General features: G+C 70.2%; 25 protein-coding genes. All 25 read right to left on the bottom strand.

All coding sequences use genetic code 11. From position 1 onward, the window contains the following. Window positions 1–457: 457 nt before the first annotated feature. The 25 genes from ACWCO2_RS24520 to ACWCO2_RS24400 all read right to left on the bottom strand — a co-directional run bounded on the left by ACWCO2_RS24520 (window position 458) and on the right by ACWCO2_RS24400 (window position 19,388). The gene (locus tag ACWCO2_RS24520; protein WP_450130099.1) at window positions 458–724 is read right to left on the bottom strand and encodes a hypothetical protein; all 267 of its coding nucleotides are present in this window, start codon (window positions 722–724) and stop codon (window positions 458–460) included. 8 nt (window positions 725–732) lie between these two features. Continuing rightward, complete coding sequence (locus tag ACWCO2_RS24515; RefSeq protein WP_450130098.1) at window positions 733–1,683, bottom strand: peptidoglycan recognition protein family protein; 951 nt, start codon at window positions 1,681–1,683, stop codon at window positions 733–735. A gap of 5 nt (window positions 1,684–1,688) precedes the next feature. Further along, on the bottom strand, window positions 1,689–2,468 hold the full coding sequence (locus ACWCO2_RS24510; protein WP_450130097.1) for a hypothetical protein: 780 nt from the start codon (window positions 2,466–2,468) through the stop codon (window positions 1,689–1,691). Next, complete coding sequence (locus tag ACWCO2_RS24505) at window positions 2,465–2,779, bottom strand: hypothetical protein (RefSeq protein WP_450130096.1); 315 nt, start codon at window positions 2,777–2,779, stop codon at window positions 2,465–2,467. The genes ACWCO2_RS24510 and ACWCO2_RS24505 overlap by 4 nt, the downstream gene beginning before the upstream one ends. 49 nt (window positions 2,780–2,828) lie before the next feature. After that, window positions 2,829–3,086, bottom strand: coding sequence for a hypothetical protein (locus tag ACWCO2_RS24500; protein ID WP_450130095.1), 258 nt, complete (start codon window positions 3,084–3,086; stop codon window positions 2,829–2,831). Further along, window positions 3,086–3,628, bottom strand: coding sequence for a hypothetical protein (locus ACWCO2_RS24495; RefSeq protein ID WP_450130094.1), 543 nt, complete (start codon window positions 3,626–3,628; stop codon window positions 3,086–3,088). The genes ACWCO2_RS24500 and ACWCO2_RS24495 overlap by 1 nt, the downstream gene beginning before the upstream one ends. A 2-nt stretch (window positions 3,629–3,630) precedes the next feature. Further along, window positions 3,631–4,785, bottom strand: a complete 1,155-nt coding sequence (locus ACWCO2_RS24490) for a hypothetical protein (RefSeq protein ID WP_450130093.1) — start codon at window positions 4,783–4,785, stop codon at window positions 3,631–3,633. Window positions 4,786–4,794: 9 nt separating this feature from the next. After that, the gene (locus tag ACWCO2_RS24485) at window positions 4,795–5,937 is read right to left on the bottom strand and encodes a hypothetical protein (RefSeq protein WP_450130092.1); all 1,143 of its coding nucleotides are present in this window, start codon (window positions 5,935–5,937) and stop codon (window positions 4,795–4,797) included. 13 nt (window positions 5,938–5,950) lie between these two features. Next, window positions 5,951–6,871 carry a hypothetical protein gene (locus ACWCO2_RS24480; RefSeq protein WP_450130091.1) on the bottom strand — a complete coding sequence of 307 codons (921 nt, stop codon included), beginning with the start codon at window positions 6,869–6,871 and terminating at the stop codon, window positions 5,951–5,953. A gap of 6 nt (window positions 6,872–6,877) precedes the next feature. Continuing rightward, window positions 6,878–10,294 carry a phage tail tape measure protein gene (locus ACWCO2_RS24475; RefSeq protein ID WP_450130090.1) on the bottom strand — a complete coding sequence of 1,139 codons (3,417 nt, stop codon included), beginning with the start codon at window positions 10,292–10,294 and terminating at the stop codon, window positions 6,878–6,880. A gap of 12 nt (window positions 10,295–10,306) precedes the next feature. Next, entirely contained in the window at window positions 10,307–10,561 is a 255-nt protein-coding gene (locus ACWCO2_RS24470; RefSeq protein WP_450130089.1) for a hypothetical protein, read from the bottom strand. A 98-nt stretch (window positions 10,562–10,659) separates the two neighbouring features. Beyond that, the gene (locus ACWCO2_RS24465; protein ID WP_450130088.1) at window positions 10,660–11,001 is read right to left on the bottom strand and encodes a hypothetical protein; all 342 of its coding nucleotides are present in this window, start codon (window positions 10,999–11,001) and stop codon (window positions 10,660–10,662) included. A gap of 97 nt (window positions 11,002–11,098) precedes the next feature. Then, window positions 11,099–11,695 carry a phage tail tube protein gene (locus ACWCO2_RS24460; protein ID WP_450130087.1) on the bottom strand — a complete coding sequence of 199 codons (597 nt, stop codon included), beginning with the start codon at window positions 11,693–11,695 and terminating at the stop codon, window positions 11,099–11,101. Between the two features lie 71 nt (window positions 11,696–11,766). Further along, window positions 11,767–12,165 carry a phage tail termination protein gene (locus tag ACWCO2_RS24455; protein WP_450130086.1) on the bottom strand — a complete coding sequence of 133 codons (399 nt, stop codon included), beginning with the start codon at window positions 12,163–12,165 and terminating at the stop codon, window positions 11,767–11,769. Then, complete coding sequence (locus ACWCO2_RS24450) at window positions 12,162–12,344, bottom strand: hypothetical protein (protein ID WP_450130085.1); 183 nt, start codon at window positions 12,342–12,344, stop codon at window positions 12,162–12,164. The genes ACWCO2_RS24455 and ACWCO2_RS24450 overlap by 4 nt, the downstream gene beginning before the upstream one ends. A gap of 5 nt (window positions 12,345–12,349) precedes the next feature. Next, window positions 12,350–12,634 (bottom strand): hypothetical protein, encoded by a 285-nt coding sequence (locus tag ACWCO2_RS24445; RefSeq protein WP_450130084.1) that lies wholly within the window; start codon window positions 12,632–12,634, stop codon window positions 12,350–12,352. Beyond that, window positions 12,634–12,981: a hypothetical protein gene (locus ACWCO2_RS24440; RefSeq protein ID WP_450130083.1), complete on the bottom strand. Its 348-nt coding sequence runs from the start codon at window positions 12,979–12,981 to the stop codon at window positions 12,634–12,636. Before ACWCO2_RS24440 ends, ACWCO2_RS24445 begins: the two co-directional genes overlap by 1 nt. After that, window positions 12,978–13,514 carry a hypothetical protein gene (locus ACWCO2_RS24435; protein ID WP_450130082.1) on the bottom strand — a complete coding sequence of 179 codons (537 nt, stop codon included), beginning with the start codon at window positions 13,512–13,514 and terminating at the stop codon, window positions 12,978–12,980. Before ACWCO2_RS24435 ends, ACWCO2_RS24440 begins: the two co-directional genes overlap by 4 nt. Further along, window positions 13,489–13,695 carry a hypothetical protein gene (locus ACWCO2_RS24430; protein ID WP_450130081.1) on the bottom strand — a complete coding sequence of 69 codons (207 nt, stop codon included), beginning with the start codon at window positions 13,693–13,695 and terminating at the stop codon, window positions 13,489–13,491. The genes ACWCO2_RS24435 and ACWCO2_RS24430 overlap by 26 nt, the downstream gene beginning before the upstream one ends. Then, the gene (locus tag ACWCO2_RS24425; RefSeq protein ID WP_450130080.1) at window positions 13,695–14,942 is read right to left on the bottom strand and encodes a phage major capsid protein; all 1,248 of its coding nucleotides are present in this window, start codon (window positions 14,940–14,942) and stop codon (window positions 13,695–13,697) included. Before ACWCO2_RS24425 ends, ACWCO2_RS24430 begins: the two co-directional genes overlap by 1 nt. Continuing rightward, on the bottom strand, window positions 14,926–15,735 hold the full coding sequence (locus ACWCO2_RS24420; protein ID WP_450130079.1) for an HK97 family phage prohead protease: 810 nt from the start codon (window positions 15,733–15,735) through the stop codon (window positions 14,926–14,928). The genes ACWCO2_RS24425 and ACWCO2_RS24420 overlap by 17 nt, the downstream gene beginning before the upstream one ends. Beyond that, complete coding sequence (locus tag ACWCO2_RS24415; protein WP_450130078.1) at window positions 15,735–16,997, bottom strand: phage portal protein; 1,263 nt, start codon at window positions 16,995–16,997, stop codon at window positions 15,735–15,737. The genes ACWCO2_RS24420 and ACWCO2_RS24415 overlap by 1 nt, the downstream gene beginning before the upstream one ends. Window position 16,998: 1 nt before the next feature. Next, window positions 16,999–17,199: a hypothetical protein gene (locus ACWCO2_RS24410; RefSeq protein WP_177227030.1), complete on the bottom strand. Its 201-nt coding sequence runs from the start codon at window positions 17,197–17,199 to the stop codon at window positions 16,999–17,001. A 13-nt stretch (window positions 17,200–17,212) separates the two neighbouring features. Then, window positions 17,213–18,964 carry a terminase large subunit gene (locus ACWCO2_RS24405; protein ID WP_450130077.1) on the bottom strand — a complete coding sequence of 584 codons (1,752 nt, stop codon included), beginning with the start codon at window positions 18,962–18,964 and terminating at the stop codon, window positions 17,213–17,215. Next, window positions 18,933–19,388: a phage terminase small subunit P27 family gene (locus tag ACWCO2_RS24400; RefSeq protein ID WP_450130076.1), complete on the bottom strand. Its 456-nt coding sequence runs from the start codon at window positions 19,386–19,388 to the stop codon at window positions 18,933–18,935. The genes ACWCO2_RS24405 and ACWCO2_RS24400 overlap by 32 nt, the downstream gene beginning before the upstream one ends. Between the last annotated feature and the right edge of the window lie 31 nt (window positions 19,389–19,419).

Below are 19,419 nucleotides of genomic sequence, written 5' to 3'. Positions count from 1 at the left end.
ATGCGCCCTGCGTCGAAGCCTGCACCGTTGCGGCGTGGGGCGTTTGCTGCCGGGTCGGCGGCACCTCGTCAAGCCCAAGATCGTGGTGTGACGCGCGCCTGGCAGGATTGAGGGCAGGGAACTTTCGGGGTCGCCCTTTTATGCGTAGCGTTCCGTAGTCGTTCCTCCCCTTCCTAACCGCATTTGGTCACGATGGAAGGGTGTAGATGTCCACGTTTTTCCTGCTGGGATGGGTCTCCGCGGCCGCGTGTCTCGTGGTTACTCCTGGTGTTCAAGCATTGATGAGTCTGAGCAAGCGCCGCCGAGGCGAGGCGTTCCGGCACTTCCGTAGCAATCTCGCGTGGGCGGCCGGTTCCGTGAGCGTGGCCGGCCTTGTCGCAGGAGCACTCGAAGTGTTGCCACTCCGGTAACGACTGCCGAAGGGCGCCGTGCCCCGCAGTTGGGCGCGGCGCCTCTCCTACTTTCCGTCGCCAGCTGAGCTGTAGATAGGCGGCGTGTTGCTTCCGAGGACGATGCGCGTCAGCCACGCGGGCATGCGTGGTTCGAGCGCGCGGAGCCCGGCGTACACGGTTCCAAGGATCATCGGGACTGCAAGAGTCGGCCCAGCGTCGCCGAGCGCATTGACGAGCCAGTCCGGTGCGCCGAGCGTGACCAGGTACGCGACGAGGGCGGACCAGGCGGCGGGGACGATCGTGCGAAGCCACGCGGTGAGCTGGTCGGACACGGGGTGCCTCACTTCCACTTGGCGTCGATCTCGACGGACAGGGACAGGTCGCAGTCCGAGCGATAGACGACGCAGATCTGCGTCGCGGCGCCCGGGATCGGCCACGACTGCCGGTCGTTCGCGACGAGGGTGTACGGACCTTGCAAGCCGTACTTGCGGCCGGGCTTGCCGTCTGCCTGCCAGTCCTCGCAGGCGTAGACCTCGCGCACCTCGACGTTCTCGCCGGCGACCAGGGACACGAACAGCTCGCCGTCGTTTCCGGTCACGCGCCCGAACTTCGGGGGGATCGCCGCGGCGAACGTGCGCACCCGTTCCGGGCTGCGCGGGATCGTGTAGCCGAACGCCGAATCGCCGCCGCTGTATCGGCGCACGAGCTCGAACAGTTCGTCAGTGGTGGCCATGTCGAGTTCCTTGTCTCCGCTGGCGACAGCGGCTCGAAAGAGATCCATGTCCACGCGGCCGGGGTCGATCTTCCCGGTCACGCTGGTTTCCTTGTGGCCGCGCGCGGCGTCGGCAGGGCGGCCAAGGTGGTCGAGCACTGCCCGCGTCGCGCGCACCGCGGCGGCGTACTGCTCGGGGCTGGGCGACTGGTTGACGCCGTGGTAGTCCCATTCGAACCCGACGTAGAGCGTGTTCCCGTCGCCGGCAGGGTTCGGGCCGGATGATCGAGCTTTTCCGGCGTGGTTGGCGCGTCCGGCGGCGATCAGGTGCACGACGCCGTCGTAGCTGATCACGCCGTGGCACAGCGGGCCGTCGAGGTCGGGGCGGCCGTTGATGCACATCTGCACCGTGGGCGCGGGGCGGGCGTAGCTGGCCGGGGTGGCGGTGTGGTGTTCGAGCACGCCGACCGGGCGCGGCTGCGGGCCCGACGCGGTGCGTTCGCGCCAACCGGGGGTTTCGACGACGCGGAGCCCGGCGGCGCGCAGCACGTCGGCGAGCCACACGAGGGGGAGGGCCAAGGGGATCACCTCGTTGGGGGTGTTGTGGGCTTGCCGTCCTCGGTGGACGGTGTGCCGGGGGTGACTGGGCCGTCGACGCAGCCGATGCCGTCGTAGGTGCCGCCGTTGGGCGCGAGCAGCAGCACAGGCCGCAGCTCGTAGCCAGGCGGACACGTCGGACCTGGTTCGCCTTGTTCGCCCTGCGGACCGGGCGGGCCAGCCGGCGGCGGGTTCGCCGCGAAGTAGCGGGCCACCGCGGCGTCGATCTCCTCGGCCGTGGGCGGCCGTCCGGGTTCGCCGTCGGCGCCATCGCTCCCGGCGGGCGGCGGGTTGTCCGCGAGGTAGCCAGCGACCGCAGCGGAGATCTCGCCGGCAGCGGGCGGTCGTCCGGGTTGCGGCGGGTGAGCGGTCAGGTACTCGGCCACCGCGGCGGTGATCTGGTCGAGCGTCGCCGAGCGTCCGGCCGGGGGCGGGTTGCGGCGCAGGTAGTCGGCGACCGCGGCGGCGATGTCCGCGCGCGACACCGCCGGCGGCTCGGGGTCGTCTTTCACCTCGGCCGCGATGCGGCAGGCGTCGCCGACCCGGGCCGCCACGCTCGGATCCGTGCGGCAGAGCTCGGCGAGCGGGTCGGCCACAGCGCGGGCGTCCTGCGCCGACTCCGCTGCCTGCTGCTGGGCCTGTGCACGTTGGTCGGACTGCTCGTTGGCGCGTACCTGCGTGAGCACCTGGGCGCCGACGAGGTAGGCCAGCAGCGCCACGGCCACGGCGAGCAGTAGTAGTCGGGTCCGGTTGAGCCGTCGCGTCATGGCGCATCCCCCCTTGCGCGGCGCGCCAGCTCGGCGGCCTGGTCCTCGGCGCGGCGGCGCTCGGATCGTTCGACGTCGAGCGCCAGGTGCAGTTCGTCGAGTTGCTTGCGCAGTGCGGCGACGTCGTCGCGGAGCTCGCGCAGCTCGGCGTCGTGCGCCTCGGCGATCCGGGTCAGCTCCGCGGCGTGGCGGGACTCGGCGGCATCGAGCGCGGAGCGGTAGTCGCCGCGGTCGCTGGCCGCGTTGCGCATGACGTAGACCAGCAGGGCGAGCAGCGCGCCGGCACCGCCGAGCTGTGGGGCGGTCTGCATCACGGCGGTGATAGCCGCATCCACGGATCACCCCCAGTGCGTGCGGTGGTCAGGCGCCCGTTTCAGGGTCGGTGGGTGCCTGTTCATCGGCGGGGGGCGGTTGGATGACGACGACTTCGGGTGGGTACGCCGAGGGCGGTGGATCGCTCGGGAGCACGGGGGCGCCGGTTTCGTCGACCAGGCCGCCGGTTTCGGTGTCCCACGATGCGGGTGGTGCCCATCCGGTGTTGTCGCCGACGCCGGGCGGCACCGGCAGTCCGCCGAACCAGTCCAGGGCCAGCGTCGTCAGCAGGACGATTTCGGGCATCACGCCTCCACTCCCCACACTGCGGGCCACAGCCGGACCCAGCCGGTTCCTGCGGTGCGGCGGGCCTGGATTTCGATGGTGACCGGTGCCATGTGGTTGCCGGGCCACAGTCCGGGCCCGAACAGGAAGGCGTTGGCCTGGTAGATGCTGCTGCCCACGGCAGTCACCTGGGCGGAGTCGGAGAACACCGCACCGCCGATGATCACCCGGATTTCCCCGGTGGTGCCGGCGGTGTCGGCGGCGGCGTAGACCACGAGCGTGATCTTGGGGTGCTGGTGGTAGATGCTCTGCACCCACTTGCCCGTGAACGTGGCCTGTTGCGTACCGGGCCACTCGGGGACATCCGTTGGGATCATGGGTGTGGGGATGTAGGGGCGGGCCAGGCCGCGGCCGGTGAGCTTGTCCGGCGCGACCAGCGTGGCCCCGCCTGCGTCCTTGGTGATGAGCCGGGTGTTGGAGCGGCGTTCCAGCTCGGCGACCCGCTGCTGCAACTTGCGGATTTCGTCGAAGGGGTCGCCGCCAGGGCGGGGGATCGTCGGCACGGTCACACCTCCGCGAGGGTGCCGGTGAGTTCCAGCTTGATCCGGCCGTCCGAATAGGACGATCCGGTGATGCGGGCCCGCTGCGGGCCGTCGACGAACGGGTTGTCGTTCAGGTGGAATTCGCCCCAGTCGCCGAGTCGCCACACGTCGAGCCTGGGGTACACGGCGGGGTCGATGGTGGCCGACCGTGCGACCAACGGGCGTTTGTACGCCTGCAGGTGCGCGGCGGCGTAGGCGTCGAGTTCGTCGCGGTTGGTGCTCGATGAGTGGTCGCTGTTGGCGTCTTCCAGCGCGGGCCACCCGGCGTCGACCAGGTCGTTGCTGAACGCGGTGCCGAAGGTCTTGGCGTTCTCCTGCCCGTCACCGGGAACCGCGACGTAGCTACACATCCGGGAGCCGTCGACGTCGAATGCCATGTCGACCAGGCCGGCACCCTGGTCCCAGATCAGCGGCGCCGCTGGGTCACCGAGCTCGGGTTGCCCGATGCGGACTTGCCAGCGGATTTGCTCGCCGGTGGCGGTGCGCACGAGGACCGGCCGGAAGTCGATGTCGGGTCCGTCGATGACTTCGGAGAGTTGCCGCAGGGCCTCGTCGACGGGCTTGTAGTCGTAGCCGTGATAGGTGCGCTCGTGGTCGCCGTCGACGGTGATCGGCAGGTAGTCCAGCGGGAGTTCCCGGCCGTATTCGGCGGTGGCGTGCTCGACGATGCCCTGCGCGATCCCCGCCAGCGAGCGGCCGGTGAACGACACGGTGGCGCTCGGCGAGGCGGGGTCGACGGCGGCGTAGGTCATCAACCGTCGGCGCCCGAACAGCGCCCACAGCGTCGAGCACTTCAGCCCCACACCGGATATGGCCGGGACCGGGGAGACCAGTGGCCCGGCCCATGCCACCGTGTTGCCCCACACGATCGCGAGGCTGAACCGCCACGGGCCGGAGATGATGCCGCGCAGCGCGTAGGCCGGGGATCGGTCGTCCCAGGTGCCGCGGCCGGTCGCGGCATCCAGCGGGCACGTGATCGACGCGGTGCCGCCGGCGTTGAGCTGCTCGTCAAAGCTCAGCGCCGAGTAGTCCAGCTCGGCCAGCACGTTCCCGGACCGGGTGTGGAACACCAGCACCTCGAACCGCGGTGCGCTGTTGCGCTGCCGGTAGTCGGCCACGATCGCCTCCTACGGCAGTTCGATGACGCCCCAGATCGCGACGTTGCCGCCCTCGGGGTAGCCGCTGGGGATAGTCGGGACGCCGGAACCGGGAGAACCGACCGCTGCGGTGATGCGGTAGTAGTTCTGGCGGCAGTCCGACGGCGAAGCAGGGAACATCGGCGACAGCCGCCTGCTGTTCTCCCAGACGAGGCACTGTCCGATGTAGTCGCCGCGGTTGTTCGACGGGCCACCCGGAACCCACAGCGAGCAGCTGATTTTCTGGTGCACGGCGCCGTTGGTGAGCCCGGGCGGAAGTTCGGTGTAGATGTTGCCGGGCGCGGCGTAGTAGCTGCCGCTGCCCCACCGGAACAACATGCGGACCGTGAGCATCTTGCCGATCAGCTGGTACTTGGCGTTCACGCTGCCGCCGGTACCGAGGTTGACAGTGCTCCCGTCGGACTCGGATTTCAGCACGGCGTTCCACGACTTCCAGCCCGCGGCCGAGGCCGCAACCGACCATTCGGTGCCGGTCCACACTCCGAGTTCGCGGGTGGTGAGGTCGTAGCGGAAGTCCCCAGCCCCACCGCCGGGCCGGTTGTTGTCGTTGTAGGACAAGCGAATGCCACCAGGTGCGCGGGTGAACAGGCGCCGATCGGTGATGTCGGCCAGCGTGATCGACGTAGCGGAGGCCTTGACGCGCACCGCGGACACCACCACGCAGTTCATGCCGGACACCGACGGCTCGGACGGGATCGCCGCCGCCACCCCCTGGACGACCTCGACGGTGAACTTGCGGGCCCCGGTGTCCTCCGCGGAGTCGACGACGCGGGCCACAATGAGATCGATGCGCGGGTTGGTCTGGTCGGCCGGCGCGATATCGAGCGTCCCGGACGTCGGCAAGGTGCCGACGTAGCCCAGCTCCCCGGCCACCGGGATCACGCACTGCCCGGCGATGACCTTGACACCCATGCCCGGTTGGTCGAGCGCGACGACGCCGAGCTGCCCATTGGAACCCCCACCGCCGGGGAGCACACCGCCTTCGCGGGTGAGGTTGCCCGGTGCGGTGTCGTAGCCACCGGCGAACGCCGCGGCGAGCCCGGCGCGCATGTCGCGCGGATCGAGGCGCTTGTTGACGAACCACGGCGACAGCCCTTCGAGGACAGCAGACATGTCCGATTCTCCTTCAGTACCAGGCTTGACGGTGCTCGACGATCAGCAGCGCATCGGGGTTCACGGCGTCGGCGGTCAGGGCGAAACCTTCGGTGCCGCCGGGCGGGATTTCGGGCCACGGGCCGTCGCGGGTCAACAGCGAGCGGCGGTTGGCGGTGCCGCCGAGCAGTGGTTGCAGTCCGGGGTAGCCCTGGGCGGTGAACGCTCCGGTGTTGATGACCAGGAAGTCAGCGGGCCCGAGCTCGCCGGAGTAGGACAACGTCGTGCCGGAGTCGACGGCGCGCACGACTGGGCGTGAGATCGGGCCACGGATGGTCAGCAGCGGCGATGTGGGGGCATTGCCGCCGTTGTAGATCCGGGCGATGCCGGTGTTGGCCGGTTCCCCCGCGTCCACGCCCGGGTCGGTGGCGTCCACCCCGGGATCGGTGGCATCGACCCCGCCGGTGCCGGGCAGCGGCATGCCGGTGGAGGTGGATTCCCACGGCGCGTACAGCCCCGGATCCGGGGCGGCGAGCTGGATGGACCAGCGGAACACGGTGTCGCTGATCGGCGCCGCGCTCGGTGCGGCGTCCAGCTCGACGTCGGCGACCAGGCGGTGCCCGCCCTCGACGCCGACCAGCTTGTAGAGCCGACCGCCGTCCGGGCAGATTCCGGTGATGAGGCGTTGCGCGGCCCGCCGCGATTCCACCGACGGGCATGCGCAAACACCTTCGAGGGTGATGATGCGTTCGCCACGGTGGGCCCGGCCGCGGAACGAGCCGTCGCCGCTGCGTGCGGTGCGCTCGGTCCGTGGCGCGGGCCCGTCGAACCATCCGGTATCGCCGGTGACCAGCCATTCGCGGCCCTCCGGGTCGACGTCGCCGAGCACCAGGCCGTCAACGGTCCACGTCGCCGGTTGCGGAAACGCCTGGTTGAGCATCCGGCCCGACACCACGCCTGATCACCCCATTCGTAGGTTGAGGGCCAGTTCGCGGCGGACCGCGGTGGCGATGGACTGTTCGGACTGGTCGGCGCGCGGGTAGACCTTGATTTCGATCGGCGGTGCCCCACCCTCGCCGTCGGTGGGCAGGTAGCGGCGGACGGTGTCCCACTGCTCAGCAGTGAGCACCGGCTCCGGCCGCCCGGTCCGGTTCCACACCAGCGAATCGCCCGGTGGCAGGTAGCCGCCCGAGTCGTAGCCGCCGGGCCGGTTGTAGGCCGCGGGCAGGCTGCCGTAGCGGGCGAGTGCGTAGCGCATGCTGGCGAGGATGTTGGCGAGCGGGTCGTAGAGGTTGTTCGCCGCGCGTGGGTCGCGGTAGCGGGCGAACGTGGGACCGATGACCTGCATGAGGCCGATCGAGGGGGTGCCGCGCTGGGCGTTGATGTCCCAACCATTGAAGGCGTTCGGGTTCCCGCCCGACTCTTGTTGCATCCGCCGCAGCGTGATGCCCAAGTAGTCGGCGGGCTGCCCGAGCATCGCGAGCGCCTGCAATACCAGCGGTGCCCACCGCTGCACCCCGGCGCCGACGTTGGCCACCGGAACAGCGCCGTACCCGCCGGAATCCGACTTGAACCACTCGGTGATCGCTTCGATGGCCTTGCGGGGGATGCTGGTGACCAGGTCACGCCACATGCCGCCCGCGCCGGCCGCGTCGCCGTTGAGGAAGTCGCGCAGCGTGGTGATCGCGCCGCCGATGCCGGGGATCCACCCGGCGATCGTGGCGAGCCCGTCGACGATGCCGCCGCCGGCGAAGTGCCCGACGCTGTGCCCACCGGTGGAGCCTGGCGGGCGGCCGGACAGCTCGCGGTTCAGGGCGAGGATGGTGGCCGGGCCGAGGAATCGGGTGGCTTCGGGGGTGAGCACGGCCTCGCCGGGCGAGAGCATCGCGGGCACCGAGTCCACACCCGGCGCGTAGCCGGGCAGCACGCCACCGCCGGCCAACCGGACCTCGTCGAGCCTGCCGAGCCCGAACACTCCCGCGATGCCGTTCCAGACCGGCAAGATGCCGCGGTTGTAGACGACGTCCACAACGAACTGGATCGGCGCCTTCGCGTACTCCTGAATCTGCGACCAGGCGTCCCGGATCCAGATCGCCGTCCGGTCGAATGCCTGGCCGACCAGATCAACCGCCCAGCCGATCGCGTCGAAGGCGGGTTTGAGGATGTGCAGCCACACCCAGTTGATGCCGTCCAGGAGAGCCCGCCACCCGACACCGATGGCGTCGAACACCGGCCGCAGCGCGTTCGTCCACAGCCAGGACGCGGCCGCGGCGACGGCGTCCCACGCCGGTTTGAGGATGGTCACCCACATCAGCTGCATGGCGCGCAGGTTCGTTTCCCAAGCCCATCCGATGAAGTCGAACACGGGGCGTAGCGCGTTGGTCCACAGCCAGCTCGCCGCCGCGGCGACGGCGTCCCAAGCTGGCCGGAGGATGGTGTCCCACATGAGCTGCATGGCGCGAAGGTTGGTCTCCCACGCCCATCCGATGAAGCCGAACACGGGCTGGAGCACGGTCGACCACAGCCAGGTCGCGGCGGCGGCGATCGCGTCAATCACCGGGCGCAGCACGTTCTCCCACGCCCACAAGGCCGCCGCTGAGATCGCATCCCAAGCACCGACCACAATGGACCGGAATGTCTCGGAGTTGTTCCAGGCGTAGACGAGCACGGCGCCGAGCGCGACGATCCCGGCGATGATCAAGCCGACCGGGTTGGCGGACATGGCGGCGTTGAGTGCCCACTGCGCGCCGGTCACGACTGCGGTGCGAGCAGCCCACAGCGTCATGGCGCCGTTCACCAGAGCGATCGCCCCAGCGAACGAACCCACGCCGATCACGAGCGGCGTCAACCACGCGGAGTTGTCCCGGACCCAGCCAACGAATCCCTCGATCGCGGGGATGACCTGGCCGCCGAGGACGTCGACGAGCCCGGTTTGCAGGGCCCGCCCGAACTCCGTCAGCCTGGTCTGCGCGTTGTCCCGCAGCGTGACGCCCACCGCGTCGGCAGCGCCGCCGATCTGGCCGAGCGCGCCGATGGCTCGCGACGGATCCAGCGCGTACAGAGCGGATTGGAGATCCTCGGCCTGCGTGCCGAACAGGTTCACCGCGGCTTGAGCTTGTGCAACGGGGTCCGTCATGCCGCGTAGGCGGTCCATCACCAGGTCGAGCGCCGAAGTAGCCTCGGGCCCGCCGCGGGCGATGCGGGCGGCCATGTCGTCGGCGGACAGGCCGATGGCGGCGAATCCGTCGGCGGTGGTCTTGCTGCCGTCAACGGCCCGGATCGCAAATTCCTTGATCGCGTCGGCGACCAAGTCCGAGTTCCGGGCACCGGCCTGCATGCCCTGCACCAACAGCCCGGTCGCGGTCTGCGCGTCGAGCCCGAACTTGGCGAACTGCACCGAGTATTCCGTCAGGGTGTCGAGGAAATCCTTGGACCGGTCGGCACCCTGCTGGAAACCGCGGGTGACGATGTCCAACGCCGTCTCGGCGTCCGGCGCCAACCCGGTTTTGAGCAGCTGCCCGACGGCCTGCGTCGCTTCGCCCAGGTCGAGGTCGAACGCCGAGGCGAGGTTGAGCACCTTGGCCGTGACGGACTCGATTTGCGCGTTGGTCGCGTCTTCCATGACGAGCCCGGATTGCCACACGCCGCGGATCGCGTCGTTGACTTGCCCGAGCGATTCCCCGTACGCCTGGCTGTAGAGCGATCCGGCGATCCGGCCGAAGTCCGCGGACATCTCCGGGGTCGCGCCGAGCTGCGCGGCGAGCTTGTCGCCGAGCTGCGCAGCCTCCAACGCACGCGCGGCGGTGTCGGCTGCGCCGCCGATGGCGAGCACCCCGGCCGCGAATGCGCCGGCGGTCTTGGCGGCGCTTCCCAGCGAGGACCCGAACCCGCCCGCCGAGCGTTCGGCCTTGCCCATCGACAGCGACACCGCGTCGGTCGCGTCCTGCGCGTCGGCCTGCGCCCGCTCGAACTTCTTCTGCGCCGCCGTAGCACGGTCCGAGGCCGTCGACAGGCCTCGTTTCGCCGTTTCGAGGCGTTCCTCGGCGGCGGCGATCTGCGACGCCTTGGCGTTGCCGTTCGCCCGGACCTCGGCCAACCGCTGCTCGGCGACCCGCACGCGCCCGGCGGCGTCGGCTTCCTTGTCGCGGGCGGTCTTGAGGGCTTCGCCGAGCTTGTCGGCGCGCGCCTTGGCGGCCTCCAACCCCGATCCCATCGACTCACCGGCGCGGCGGCCGGCATCACCCGCGGCTTTCTCCAGCTCGGCACCGACCTGCCGCCCAGCGCGGGTTCCGGCTCCGGCCGCTTCCTTCGCGAGGTTGGCACCGAAGTTGCGCATGCTGGGCAGAACGTCGATCCACACCGCCGAGCCTTCGGCCACGGCGCACCCCCTTTACGCTGCTGCGGGTTTGAGGCTGTCGAGGTACGCGACGACGTCTTCTGTGGAGTAGCCGCCGCAGTCGCCGAGCCGGTTGGCGTCCTTCCCACCGGGGCGCCGTTGCGGTTTCGGCCGCTTCGGTTTCGCACCGAGCGCGCCGACGACCGAGTAGGCCGAGCCCTGCACGGCGTCGACCACGTTGGCCACCAGGTGCTCAAGGTCGGTCCACCCGTCGCCCCGGGCGCGTGCGAACGCGCCGCCGGGCGGCAAGTTCTCGATCAGGACGCGGAGGTGGCGCAGCGTGATTTCGCCGCGCCAGAACTCCGCGATGGGATCGCGCGGCGCGTACGTCGCGCAGAGGTCGGCCTCTATCGCTTCCGGCGCCTGGCCGAGGAGACCGACGATCGTGTAGGGCGTCCGTCTCGGTCCTCGGCCTGCATCCGCTTCGTGTGCTCGGCGACGGCGAGCAGCACTACGCCGTTGCGGCCGCCGGCCTCGATGAACTTGGCGTACTGCTCGGCGCCCATGTAGTGCTCGGCCACCTCGACATCGGTGGCCAGGTCGGCGAGGTCGTCCTTCCAGGCGTCGTCGGCCATGACCGGGTCCTTGGCCACCCAGCGTTCGCCCTTGAACGTGAAGCTGAACGTGTCGGCGGAGCCGGTCTTTTCCTCGCGCTGCGCGAGGATCGCATCCATATCGATGTCGGACACGGGGGATCTCTCTTCCTGGTGAGCTGGTGGTGAGCAGGTAGGGGCCGCCGGGCGTGCTCACCAGGACGCCACGGCGGCCCCCGTCCCGGGGCGCCGGTCAGCCGGCGGGCTGCTCGGGCGGGGCCGCGGGGAGCGTCCACCCCTCCTTGAACAGCCGCAGCACCGAGATTTCGTCGGTCCCGGGGTAGGCGGTGATGGTGACCTGGTAGCCGATCAACGTGTCGGACTTGTAGGTGATCTCGCCGCGCTCGGTGACCTCGGCGTAGGGCAGGAAGATCCGCCGGTGATAGGTGCCGTCGATGACGTCGATGCCGAACGCACGCAGGTCCCGCTTGGGCTTGCCCTTCTCCGCGAACGACACGACCGCATCCGCGCCGGTGCCGGTCTGGGTCATGTCCTCCAGCCCGACCCGGTAGTACAGGCTGATCGTGTTGAAGTTCGACTCCCACAGCGTGGCCTGGAACGTCTTGGTGGAGCGGGTGATCTCGGTGCGGATCGGCGTCGAGGACTGCCAGGGGGTGAACTCCTGCTTGTCCTCGTCGGTGGACTCGGTGATGCCGTCCTCGGAGATGTAGCCGAGGTCGACCATGCCGGACGCCCACGCGTCGAGACCGGTCGGGGCGGTGGTGCCGACAGGGCCGGTGTAGAGCGCGCCGGTCACGCCCAGCCGCGCCAACTCTGCATTGAGAGCCATAGGAAACTCCAAAGTGGACATGCGAAAACCCCCGCACGGTGGCGGGGTTCGCGGATCGGGTGGGGGGTGGCCTACGCGGGCCGGATGGTGAGCACGTCGGTCAGCCCGAACCGGCGGATGTTCGGGTTGTAGTCCGGTCGCCACGCGGGCCCGGACTCCTGCAGCACGGCGGCGACGGCACCCCACTGGTTGCCGTGGCCGCGCAGCGCGAACAGCTCGTTGGACACCTGCACGGCGAGGTCGGCGGCCTGCTCGCGGGTGGCGGCGAAGGCGTCGACGTCGATGCGTGCCTGGCGGGCCAGCGGCGCGGTGCCGGGGTTCCAGGGCTGCCACTGGCCGGCGCCGCCGATGCAGGTCACCTGCACCACCGGCAATGTCTCGTCGAACTTCGCGGGCAGGTCGACCAGGACCCGGACGCCGGGCAGCCGCTCGCGCAGCCAGTCGACCACCAGCGCCTCGGGGTCGATCACGTCTCGCTCGCCGCCTTGGTGGGCTTCGGCGGCGCGGCCTTCCCGGGCTTCGGGCCGGTGGCCGGCGCCAGACGGGCCCGGCCTTCACGGATCATCGTGGCCGCCTGGTCCTCGTCGACCTCCACGGTCTTGCCGATGCGGGACAGGTCGGCGTCGAACGCGATCTCAACTCGCTGCATCGGTTCTACTCCTTGGTGTTCGCGGCGCGGCCGAGCACGCGGCGCCGCTGTCGGGTCTGGGTGCCGAACTCGCCCTCGGGGTCGTCGCTGGCGACACGGGCGTAGGTGCGGCCCTGCGGTCGGGTGCCCTCTTCAGTGATGATCGAGGCGCTGGGCGTTTCGGTGGCGGCGATGCCACGGGCCCGCCCGGCGATAGCCTGCGCACGCTGGCGCAGTGCGGCGCGAACGCTGGGCAGCGCGACGATGCGCCGCCACTCCCGGTCGGTGATGCGGATCTGAGCACGCGCCATCAGCCGCTCCACCTCTGCACGTCGAGCTCAACGTGGTGCACCGCGGTGGGCCGGACCGGGTGCGGCCACCGGGCGATTTCCCCGATGACTTCCAGGGTTCGGCCGGACCACTCGATGCGGTCGATCGGTTCCACGTCGAGATCGACCCCGGCACGGGTGAAGATCCTCCAGCCGGTGGTCACCATCTCCCGCGCCTCATCGCTGCCGGATTCGGTCGCCGAACGTGGCTGCACCGACACCCCGGCGACGGTGGTGCGGGTGGCGTTGGGCCAGTCGCGCACCTCGTTGCCGTAGCGGTCGGTGGTGACGGGTGCGCGCAGGATGGTGATGGTGTCGCCGTAGATCACGCTGCATCACCCCGCCCGATCCGGTGCCGCTCCACGGCTTGCGACCACGCCTCGGTGACTCCGACACGCAGGTAGGACACCGAGACGCCCCCGGTGGACATCGACGCCACGCCGGGCGTCTGGTCGAGAATCATCTGCGCCTGCTCCAGCACGGCATCGGCGATGTCGCCCGGAACCTCACCCGGCGGATAGCCGTGGTCGTAGACGACTCGGACGGCGCCGAGCCGATCCGGCCAGCACCCGGCCGAGCGCAGCGCCCCGGTGCGCGACCACTGGTAGCCGGTGACGGGCTTGCCGTCGACCTTGACCGAGTGCACGGCGGTGACAGGGACGGCGGGCAGCAGCAGCGACCGCGACCCGTCCCCGTCCACCACGATGTCGTCGCGCTCCACGGCGGTCACCGGGTGCCCGACCGCGCCCCGGAACCGCTCGGACGCCCGGTTGAGGGCGTCGAGCAGGTCCGGGTCGTCGGCTGGCAACCCGGTGAGCCGGGCGAGGGCGGCCGGGTCAGCCAGCGGTGTCGTTTCCGCCATGCGCACCCCTTGCCGGTCGACGTGCCTTGTGGCGCACGGGCTTCTCGGTGGTCTTGGTGTCCGCCTCGGGTTCCGCGGTGACGGTGTCGGCGGCGGCATCCGCCACCAGGCCGAGACGCTGGGCGTCCTCGATCCGGTAGCGGATGCCGTTCACCGTCACCATGCGGTGCTCGGCGTCCATCAGCCGGCAGCCGCAGCGGTCTTGACGACGACCAGGCGGTTGGGCTTCCAAATGACCTGCGCGGCGCGCAGCTCGGCGCGAACGTAGGTCATATTCCGCTGCGCGTAGTCCTTGTGCTGGTTGAACGCCAGCACGCTCAGGCCCTCGCGGTCCAGCAGCGCCATCTGCTTGAAGTCGCCGAGGATCACGGTTCCGGCCGGCACCCGCTCGGAGATCGCGCGCGGGCGGCCCCAGATCGTTGCCGGGCCGGAGCTGAACGGGCCCTGCCCGTAGAAGCGTCCGTTGGCGTCTTCCATGAGGTCCAGCGCTTCGTCGTCCTCGGGGTTCATCAGAACCGCGGTGACCTGGCCGCCCTGCAAGCGGGTGACCTTGGTGATGCCCTTGCGGATCGCCCGCACGAGCTCCTTGGCGTCGGCGCCGGCGGTGTAGGTCTGCTCCTGCACGCCGGTGGTGTTGAGCAGGCCACGCGGTTCGCCGTTCGCGCCGCTGCCGTTGAGCAGCTTGTCCTCGACCACGGAGTCGAGCGAGTAGCGCAGCTCGTTGTTCATGTAGGAGGCGAACGCCGGGGCGTCGGCGAGCAGCTGGTTGGTGACGTCGTAGCCGTCGGCGTAGGTGTAGACCTTGGCGTCGGCCAGCTGCGTTGCCAGGTCGCTGACCGGCTTGAGGTTGCCCTCGCCCACGATCGCGGCGTTGCGCGTCACCGACGTGACCTGGACGTACTCGAAGTTGCCGTCGGTCCGGCCTCGGTCGATCAGGTCCAGCAGCGTCAGCCGGTCGCGGTCGATCATGTCGACCATCGGCATCCGCACCGGCTGAATGCGGGCCACGGTGGTGTCGATCGTGGCCTTGCGGCGGGCGAACCAGTCGGCGGCCGTGCCGACCTTGACGCGGCCGATGTTGACCGGCGTGCCCTGCCCCACGCCCGCCGGGTGCTCGGCGCGGAACTCCTTGTAGGCGGCGGACTTCACGAACGCCTCACCGAACGTGGCGGCGTCGGCGTCCTCGTCGCGGTCGCGGGTCGAGGTGACCGCGGTGGCGGTGGCGGACTTGCCCGCCAGCTCGGCGGCGGCGGCCTGAGCCTCGTCGGCGGCCTTGACCTTCGCGCCGAGCTCGTCGGCCTTGACCTTGAGCTCGGTGACCTCGGTGACTTCGTCGTCGGTGAACTCGCGGCCCTCGTCGGTCGCGCTCTTGGCCAGCTCGGCCGCGCGCGACAGGGTCGCCTGGTACTGCTCACGCAGCGTCGGCATTACGGTCTCCCGTCAGTAGCGAATGGAGTTGCGACCAAGCGGCCACCTGGGCGGGCCTCGGGCTGGCCGACTTCGCGGGCGACCCGTCGGGGTCGCTGGCGGCGGCGGGCCCGGACTGGCCGGCGTCCTGCTCGGGGATGTCCGCACCGGACGGTGCGGAGGACTTTTCGGTGCCCTCGTCGGGCACCTGGTCGGCGGCGGTGAGGACTTCGCCGATCTGCTCGTACGCGGCGCGCAGCGCCTCGTAGTTCTTCGCCGAGAGCACCCGCCCGGCCTTCGCGCCGTCGGCGAGACGGCGGGCTTTCGCGGCGAGGAGCTGGGTTTCCTGGTTCGCGCCGATCAGGCACGGCCCGACCTCGTGCACCCGCAGCTTGCGCAGCTCGTAGACCCCGACGCCGTCCCGCTCGGCCGGTGCGCCGTCGAGGATGTCGTAGGCGAACGAAAACTGCGTGACGCGGCGGCCCTTGAGCAGGCGGTAGACCTGCTGCGCCTTGGGGTTGTCGAGGTCGAGTTGGCCGGTGACCATCAGCCCGTCGCCGGTTTCCTCGGCCTTGGTGACGTGGCCGATGTGCGAGTACGGGTCGGACCAGTCGTGCGCCCAGATCACCGGCAGCGGGTCACCCTTGGCAGCCCACTCCGCGAGCGAGTCGGCGAACGCACCCGGCACCACGACATCGCCCACCGAGTCGACGTTGCCGAACACCGACACCAACGCGGTGAACTCGCCCTCGGCGAGCCCGTCAGCGTCCCCAGCGGCCTTCACGCGCGCGCCGAAATCCTTGGTCTGCGGCATCACGACTCCCTCGTGGATTCATCAGGCGCGGTGTCCTGCGGGGACGCCAACCCGCCCTCGGTGACGTTGAGCGGCACCACCAACTCGTCGGCGCCCTCCAACGCGGGCAGATTCGCGCGAGCGCGGGCCTCGTTGCGGGTCAACCACGGGCCGCCGGTGGACGCCTGCAAGATCCGGGCCTGTTCCTCGAAGCTGCCGCGCAACTTCGCTTCCACGTTGGCCTCGACGTAGAGCCCGCCGGCGCCGTCGAGCTGCGGAGTGAGCAGCGCGTTGCACGTCTGCTCAACCTGCGTGATGAACGGGCCGAGGGCGTCGCGGTAGAGCATCTGCCGGTATGCCTCGATGTTCGAGTAGGTGCCCTCGCGTGCGCCGACCAGCTCGGGCGCGATGTGGTACGCGGACGCCACTTCGGCGTCGGTGAGCTTGCGGCCCTCGATGTCCTGGACGTCCTTCGGAGTGAACGCGTCGACCTTCTCGACGGTCATGCCGTCTTCCAGCAGCGGCGTTCCGCCCTCCATGCCGCCGCCACGGGTGAAGCGGCGCCACATCTCGACGAACCGGTTGCGCGAGGACTCCGACCAGTCGGGCGCTTCGGCCGGGCGCTGGATGACCAGCGGCACGCGCGCGCCGTTCTTCCACACCCCGCGCCGGTATCGCACGGCCTCGGACGACTCGGCGAGGATGTCGGCCAACGTCTCCGTTGGCGGTACCCCGTTGGCCCCGCCCCAGCCGTGGTCGAACACGAACCCGGCGGGGTCGTGCTCGGAGGCCTGGCCGTCGGGGTCGACGATGTGCACCGCGGCCACCTGGCCCCAGCCGTCGTCGAGCAGCCGCATGCGGGATGCGGGGATGCGCCGCAGCTCGTACCCCGAGAGAGTGTCGGCGTTCGGGAGCAGCTGGGCGCACCACCGGTCATGCAGCAGGAAGTCGACGAGAATGCCGTGCCAGAACCGGAACGGCGTCACACGCGGACCGGGTGCGGCGAGCACCTGCGCTAGTGGATGGTCGGTGACGCGCCGCCGGTCGGTGTCGCCGCGCCGCTCGAACACGTGCAGCGGCACCGAGGCGATGTTGCGGGCGATGAAGTCCACGACCTTGCGCACGCTCGGCTGCGATCGCCACACACCGGGGGCGTCGCTGGCGGCCTCGACCAGGGGGATGCCGGGATCGGGGACGATCACGGTGCCGTCGACCTGCCACGGCGTGGACAGCGACGGGAACGCGGACCCGGCGAGCTGGCCGCCGGAGGAGAACACGGCCACCTCACACCACCTGCATCCACACCAGCGCGACGCGTTCCACGATGAGCTCGCCGTCCATGTCGGACGGTTCCAGCGCGGACAGCATCCGGGCCTCGCGCAGTGCCACGGTGTCGCGATCGGCACGGACCAGCACGCCGTCGAGGGTCGCGCCGTCCAGGTGCAGCAGCACGCGGCGGCCGAGGTGCCGTCGGTACTCGCGCATCACGGCCTCCTGTTCAGATGATGATCAGCTCGGCGTCGTCGTCCTCGTAGGCGGAGCGCGCCACCGGCTTACGGGCCATGGCCTCGGACAGGGCGTTGACCAACGCGGCAACGCCGTCGATCTTGTCGCCGGAATTGGCCTTGTCCGGCTTGACGTTTCCGGCCGGATCGGTCGTCACGGCGAGGTTGTCGACCTGCCACCGCCACGCCGGATTACCGCCGTGCCGCAGCAACGGCCGTTCCTCGGTCCCGGCCAACAACAACCGCTGTAGCTCCTTCAGCGGCGGGGAGAGCGTCACGAACCCCTGCCGGACCTTCACTAGCGGTGCCCCGTCCTCGGCGAGGTCGTTGGTCAACTGGGTGGCGTTCCACGGGTCGAACCCGATCGACCGGACGTCGAAGGCGTCCATGTCGCGCTCGATCTGCGCCCGGATCCAGTCGTAGTCGGCCACGTTGCCCGGCGTCACCGTCAGCAACCCCTGACGGACCCACACCGACGCATCACCGGCGGTGCGCTTGTTAAGCGCGGGCAGGTTCGCCTCAGGCGTCCACAGCCGCAGCAGCGCGTCGTAGCCGCCGGCCTGGTCGTCGGGGAACAACCAGCAGAGCGCGCACAGGTCCGAGGTCGAGGCGAGGTCGAGCCCGCCGAACGCTTCGCGGCCGGCCAACTGGGTCTCGTCAACGATCGACGCGTTGCGGTCCCAGCTGTCGAGCGTGAGAAACCGGGTTTCCTGCTTCGTGCGCAAACCGCAGTGCAGCCGCAGGAACTTCGCCAAGTCCGCCGGCGACTGCTGCGCCTCGGCCGCGGCACGCGCCAAGTACGCGCGCGTCGGCGACACCCCGAAACCGGGGTTGGCCTTCCTCCACGTCGATTCGGTGAACGGGTCGTCGGTGGGCTCGGCGGCCCACACCACCCCGTAGGTGGTGGGGTCGGTGAGCACCCCGGCGGCCAGCTGCTCGACCCGGCGCCGCTTGCGGTCGTAGATCGTGCCGCGCCGCCCCGAGTCCGCCGTGGTGATGATGACGATCAACGGCTGCGTCCGCGAGCCGGTGCCGGTCTCGATCGTCTCGACCAAGTCCGGAGTCTTGTGCACGTGCAGCTCGTCGACGATCCCGGCGTGCAGGTTCGCGCCGTGCTGGGCGTCGGCGGCTGAGGACACGACCTCGATATAGCTGCCGGACTTCGGGTGCACGACCCGTTTCTGATGCGCCCGCACCCGGCCCTTGAGGGCCGGCGACTTCTCGGCCAGCGTCTTGATCGGGCCGAACACGAACCCGGCCTGCCGCTCGGAACTCGCCGCGGTGACGACCTGCGCGCCGTTCTCCCCGTCCGCGCACGCCATGTAGATCGCGATCCCACCCGACAGGCTCGATTTTCCGTTCTTGCGTGGCACGTCGACATACAGACTGTTGATGACCCGCACGTACCCGTCGGCGTCCTCGTCATGGCGAACCCACCCGAACACCGGGCCGAGGATGTAAGCGATCTGCCACGGGTCCGGCTTCAACGGCTTGTCCGCCCACTGGCCCTGCGTATGCACCAGCGCGCCGAACGCCTTCAGTACCTTGTCGACGCGCTCGGCGTCGAACACCGCGCCCGCCACGTCTCGGGGCTCGGGGGTCTTGATCAGCGGCGGGCAGTCCGGCAACGGGATACCGCGATCGGCCAAGTACCAAGCGACCTCGGGGCTGATCTTCAGCCGCGCCAGTTCGGCGTCGTCGGGCAGCTGCAGGTCAGAACGGGTTGTCGTCCTCTTCGTTGCCACCCGAACCCCCCTTGGGCAGGGCGGCCTCGGTCGACGGTGTCAACCCGAAGTGCGCCGCAAACGCGCGCAACTCCTGACCGGCTGCCTTGGCGATCCCGACCGCCGGGTTGGTGGTGGTCCACTCGGATTCGGTGCCGTCCTTGCGGGTCGACCGGTTCACGATCGTCAGCCCGTTGTCCTGCACGTCGCGGGTCGCCTCGACGAACCGCGCCCACGTCTCGCAGAACGCGGCCAGCACCGCCCGGTCCTCTTCCTTGAGGATGTCGAGCCGCTGCAACCCCGGCACCACCCGATCCCACTCCGCCGCAGCCTCCGGCGACAACCACTCAGGAGCCTCCGGGGCGATCCGGCGGAAACCGGGGCCCGTGGCGACCTTCCGGCCACCCGAATCCGTGCCGTTCCCGCGACCGTGAAGCAGCTTCAAAGCGGCAGGCTGCGCCGTACGTCCCACGGAC

This window comes from Saccharopolyspora sp. NPDC002376 (genome assembly GCF_053593195.1).
Note: the sequence above shows the minus strand (reverse complement) of the source record. Positions and strands in the feature narration are given on the sequence as shown.

Excerpts from the sequence above, each read along its gene's own strand:
- ACWCO2_RS24510 (WP_450130097.1), bottom strand. The coding sequence starts at position 2,468 with ATGACGCGACGGCTCAACCGGACCCGACTACTACTGCTCGCCGTGGCC.
- ACWCO2_RS24505 (WP_450130096.1), bottom strand. The coding sequence starts at position 2,779 with ATGCAGACCGCCCCACAGCTCGGCGGTGCCGGCGCGCTGCTCGCCCTG.
- ACWCO2_RS24500 (WP_450130095.1), bottom strand. The coding sequence starts at position 3,086 with ATGCCCGAAATCGTCCTGCTGACGACGCTGGCCCTGGACTGGTTCGGC.
- ACWCO2_RS24485 (WP_450130092.1), bottom strand. The coding sequence starts at position 5,937 with ATGTCTGCTGTCCTCGAAGGGCTGTCGCCGTGGTTCGTCAACAAGCGC.
- ACWCO2_RS24460 (WP_450130087.1), bottom strand. The coding sequence starts at position 11,695 with ATGGCTCTCAATGCAGAGTTGGCGCGGCTGGGCGTGACCGGCGCGCTC.
- ACWCO2_RS24450 (WP_450130085.1), bottom strand. The coding sequence starts at position 12,344 with ATGCAGCGAGTTGAGATCGCGTTCGACGCCGACCTGTCCCGCATCGGC.
- ACWCO2_RS24445 (WP_450130084.1), bottom strand. The coding sequence starts at position 12,634 with ATGGCGCGTGCTCAGATCCGCATCACCGACCGGGAGTGGCGGCGCATC.
- ACWCO2_RS24435 (WP_450130082.1), bottom strand. The coding sequence starts at position 13,514 with ATGGCGGAAACGACACCGCTGGCTGACCCGGCCGCCCTCGCCCGGCTC.
- ACWCO2_RS24430 (WP_450130081.1), bottom strand. The coding sequence starts at position 13,695 with ATGGACGCCGAGCACCGCATGGTGACGGTGAACGGCATCCGCTACCGG.
- ACWCO2_RS24425 (WP_450130080.1), bottom strand. The coding sequence starts at position 14,942 with ATGCCGACGCTGCGTGAGCAGTACCAGGCGACCCTGTCGCGCGCGGCC.
- ACWCO2_RS24420 (WP_450130079.1), bottom strand. The coding sequence starts at position 15,735 with ATGCCGCAGACCAAGGATTTCGGCGCGCGCGTGAAGGCCGCTGGGGAC.
- ACWCO2_RS24410 (WP_177227030.1), bottom strand. The coding sequence starts at position 17,199 with ATGCGCGAGTACCGACGGCACCTCGGCCGCCGCGTGCTGCTGCACCTG.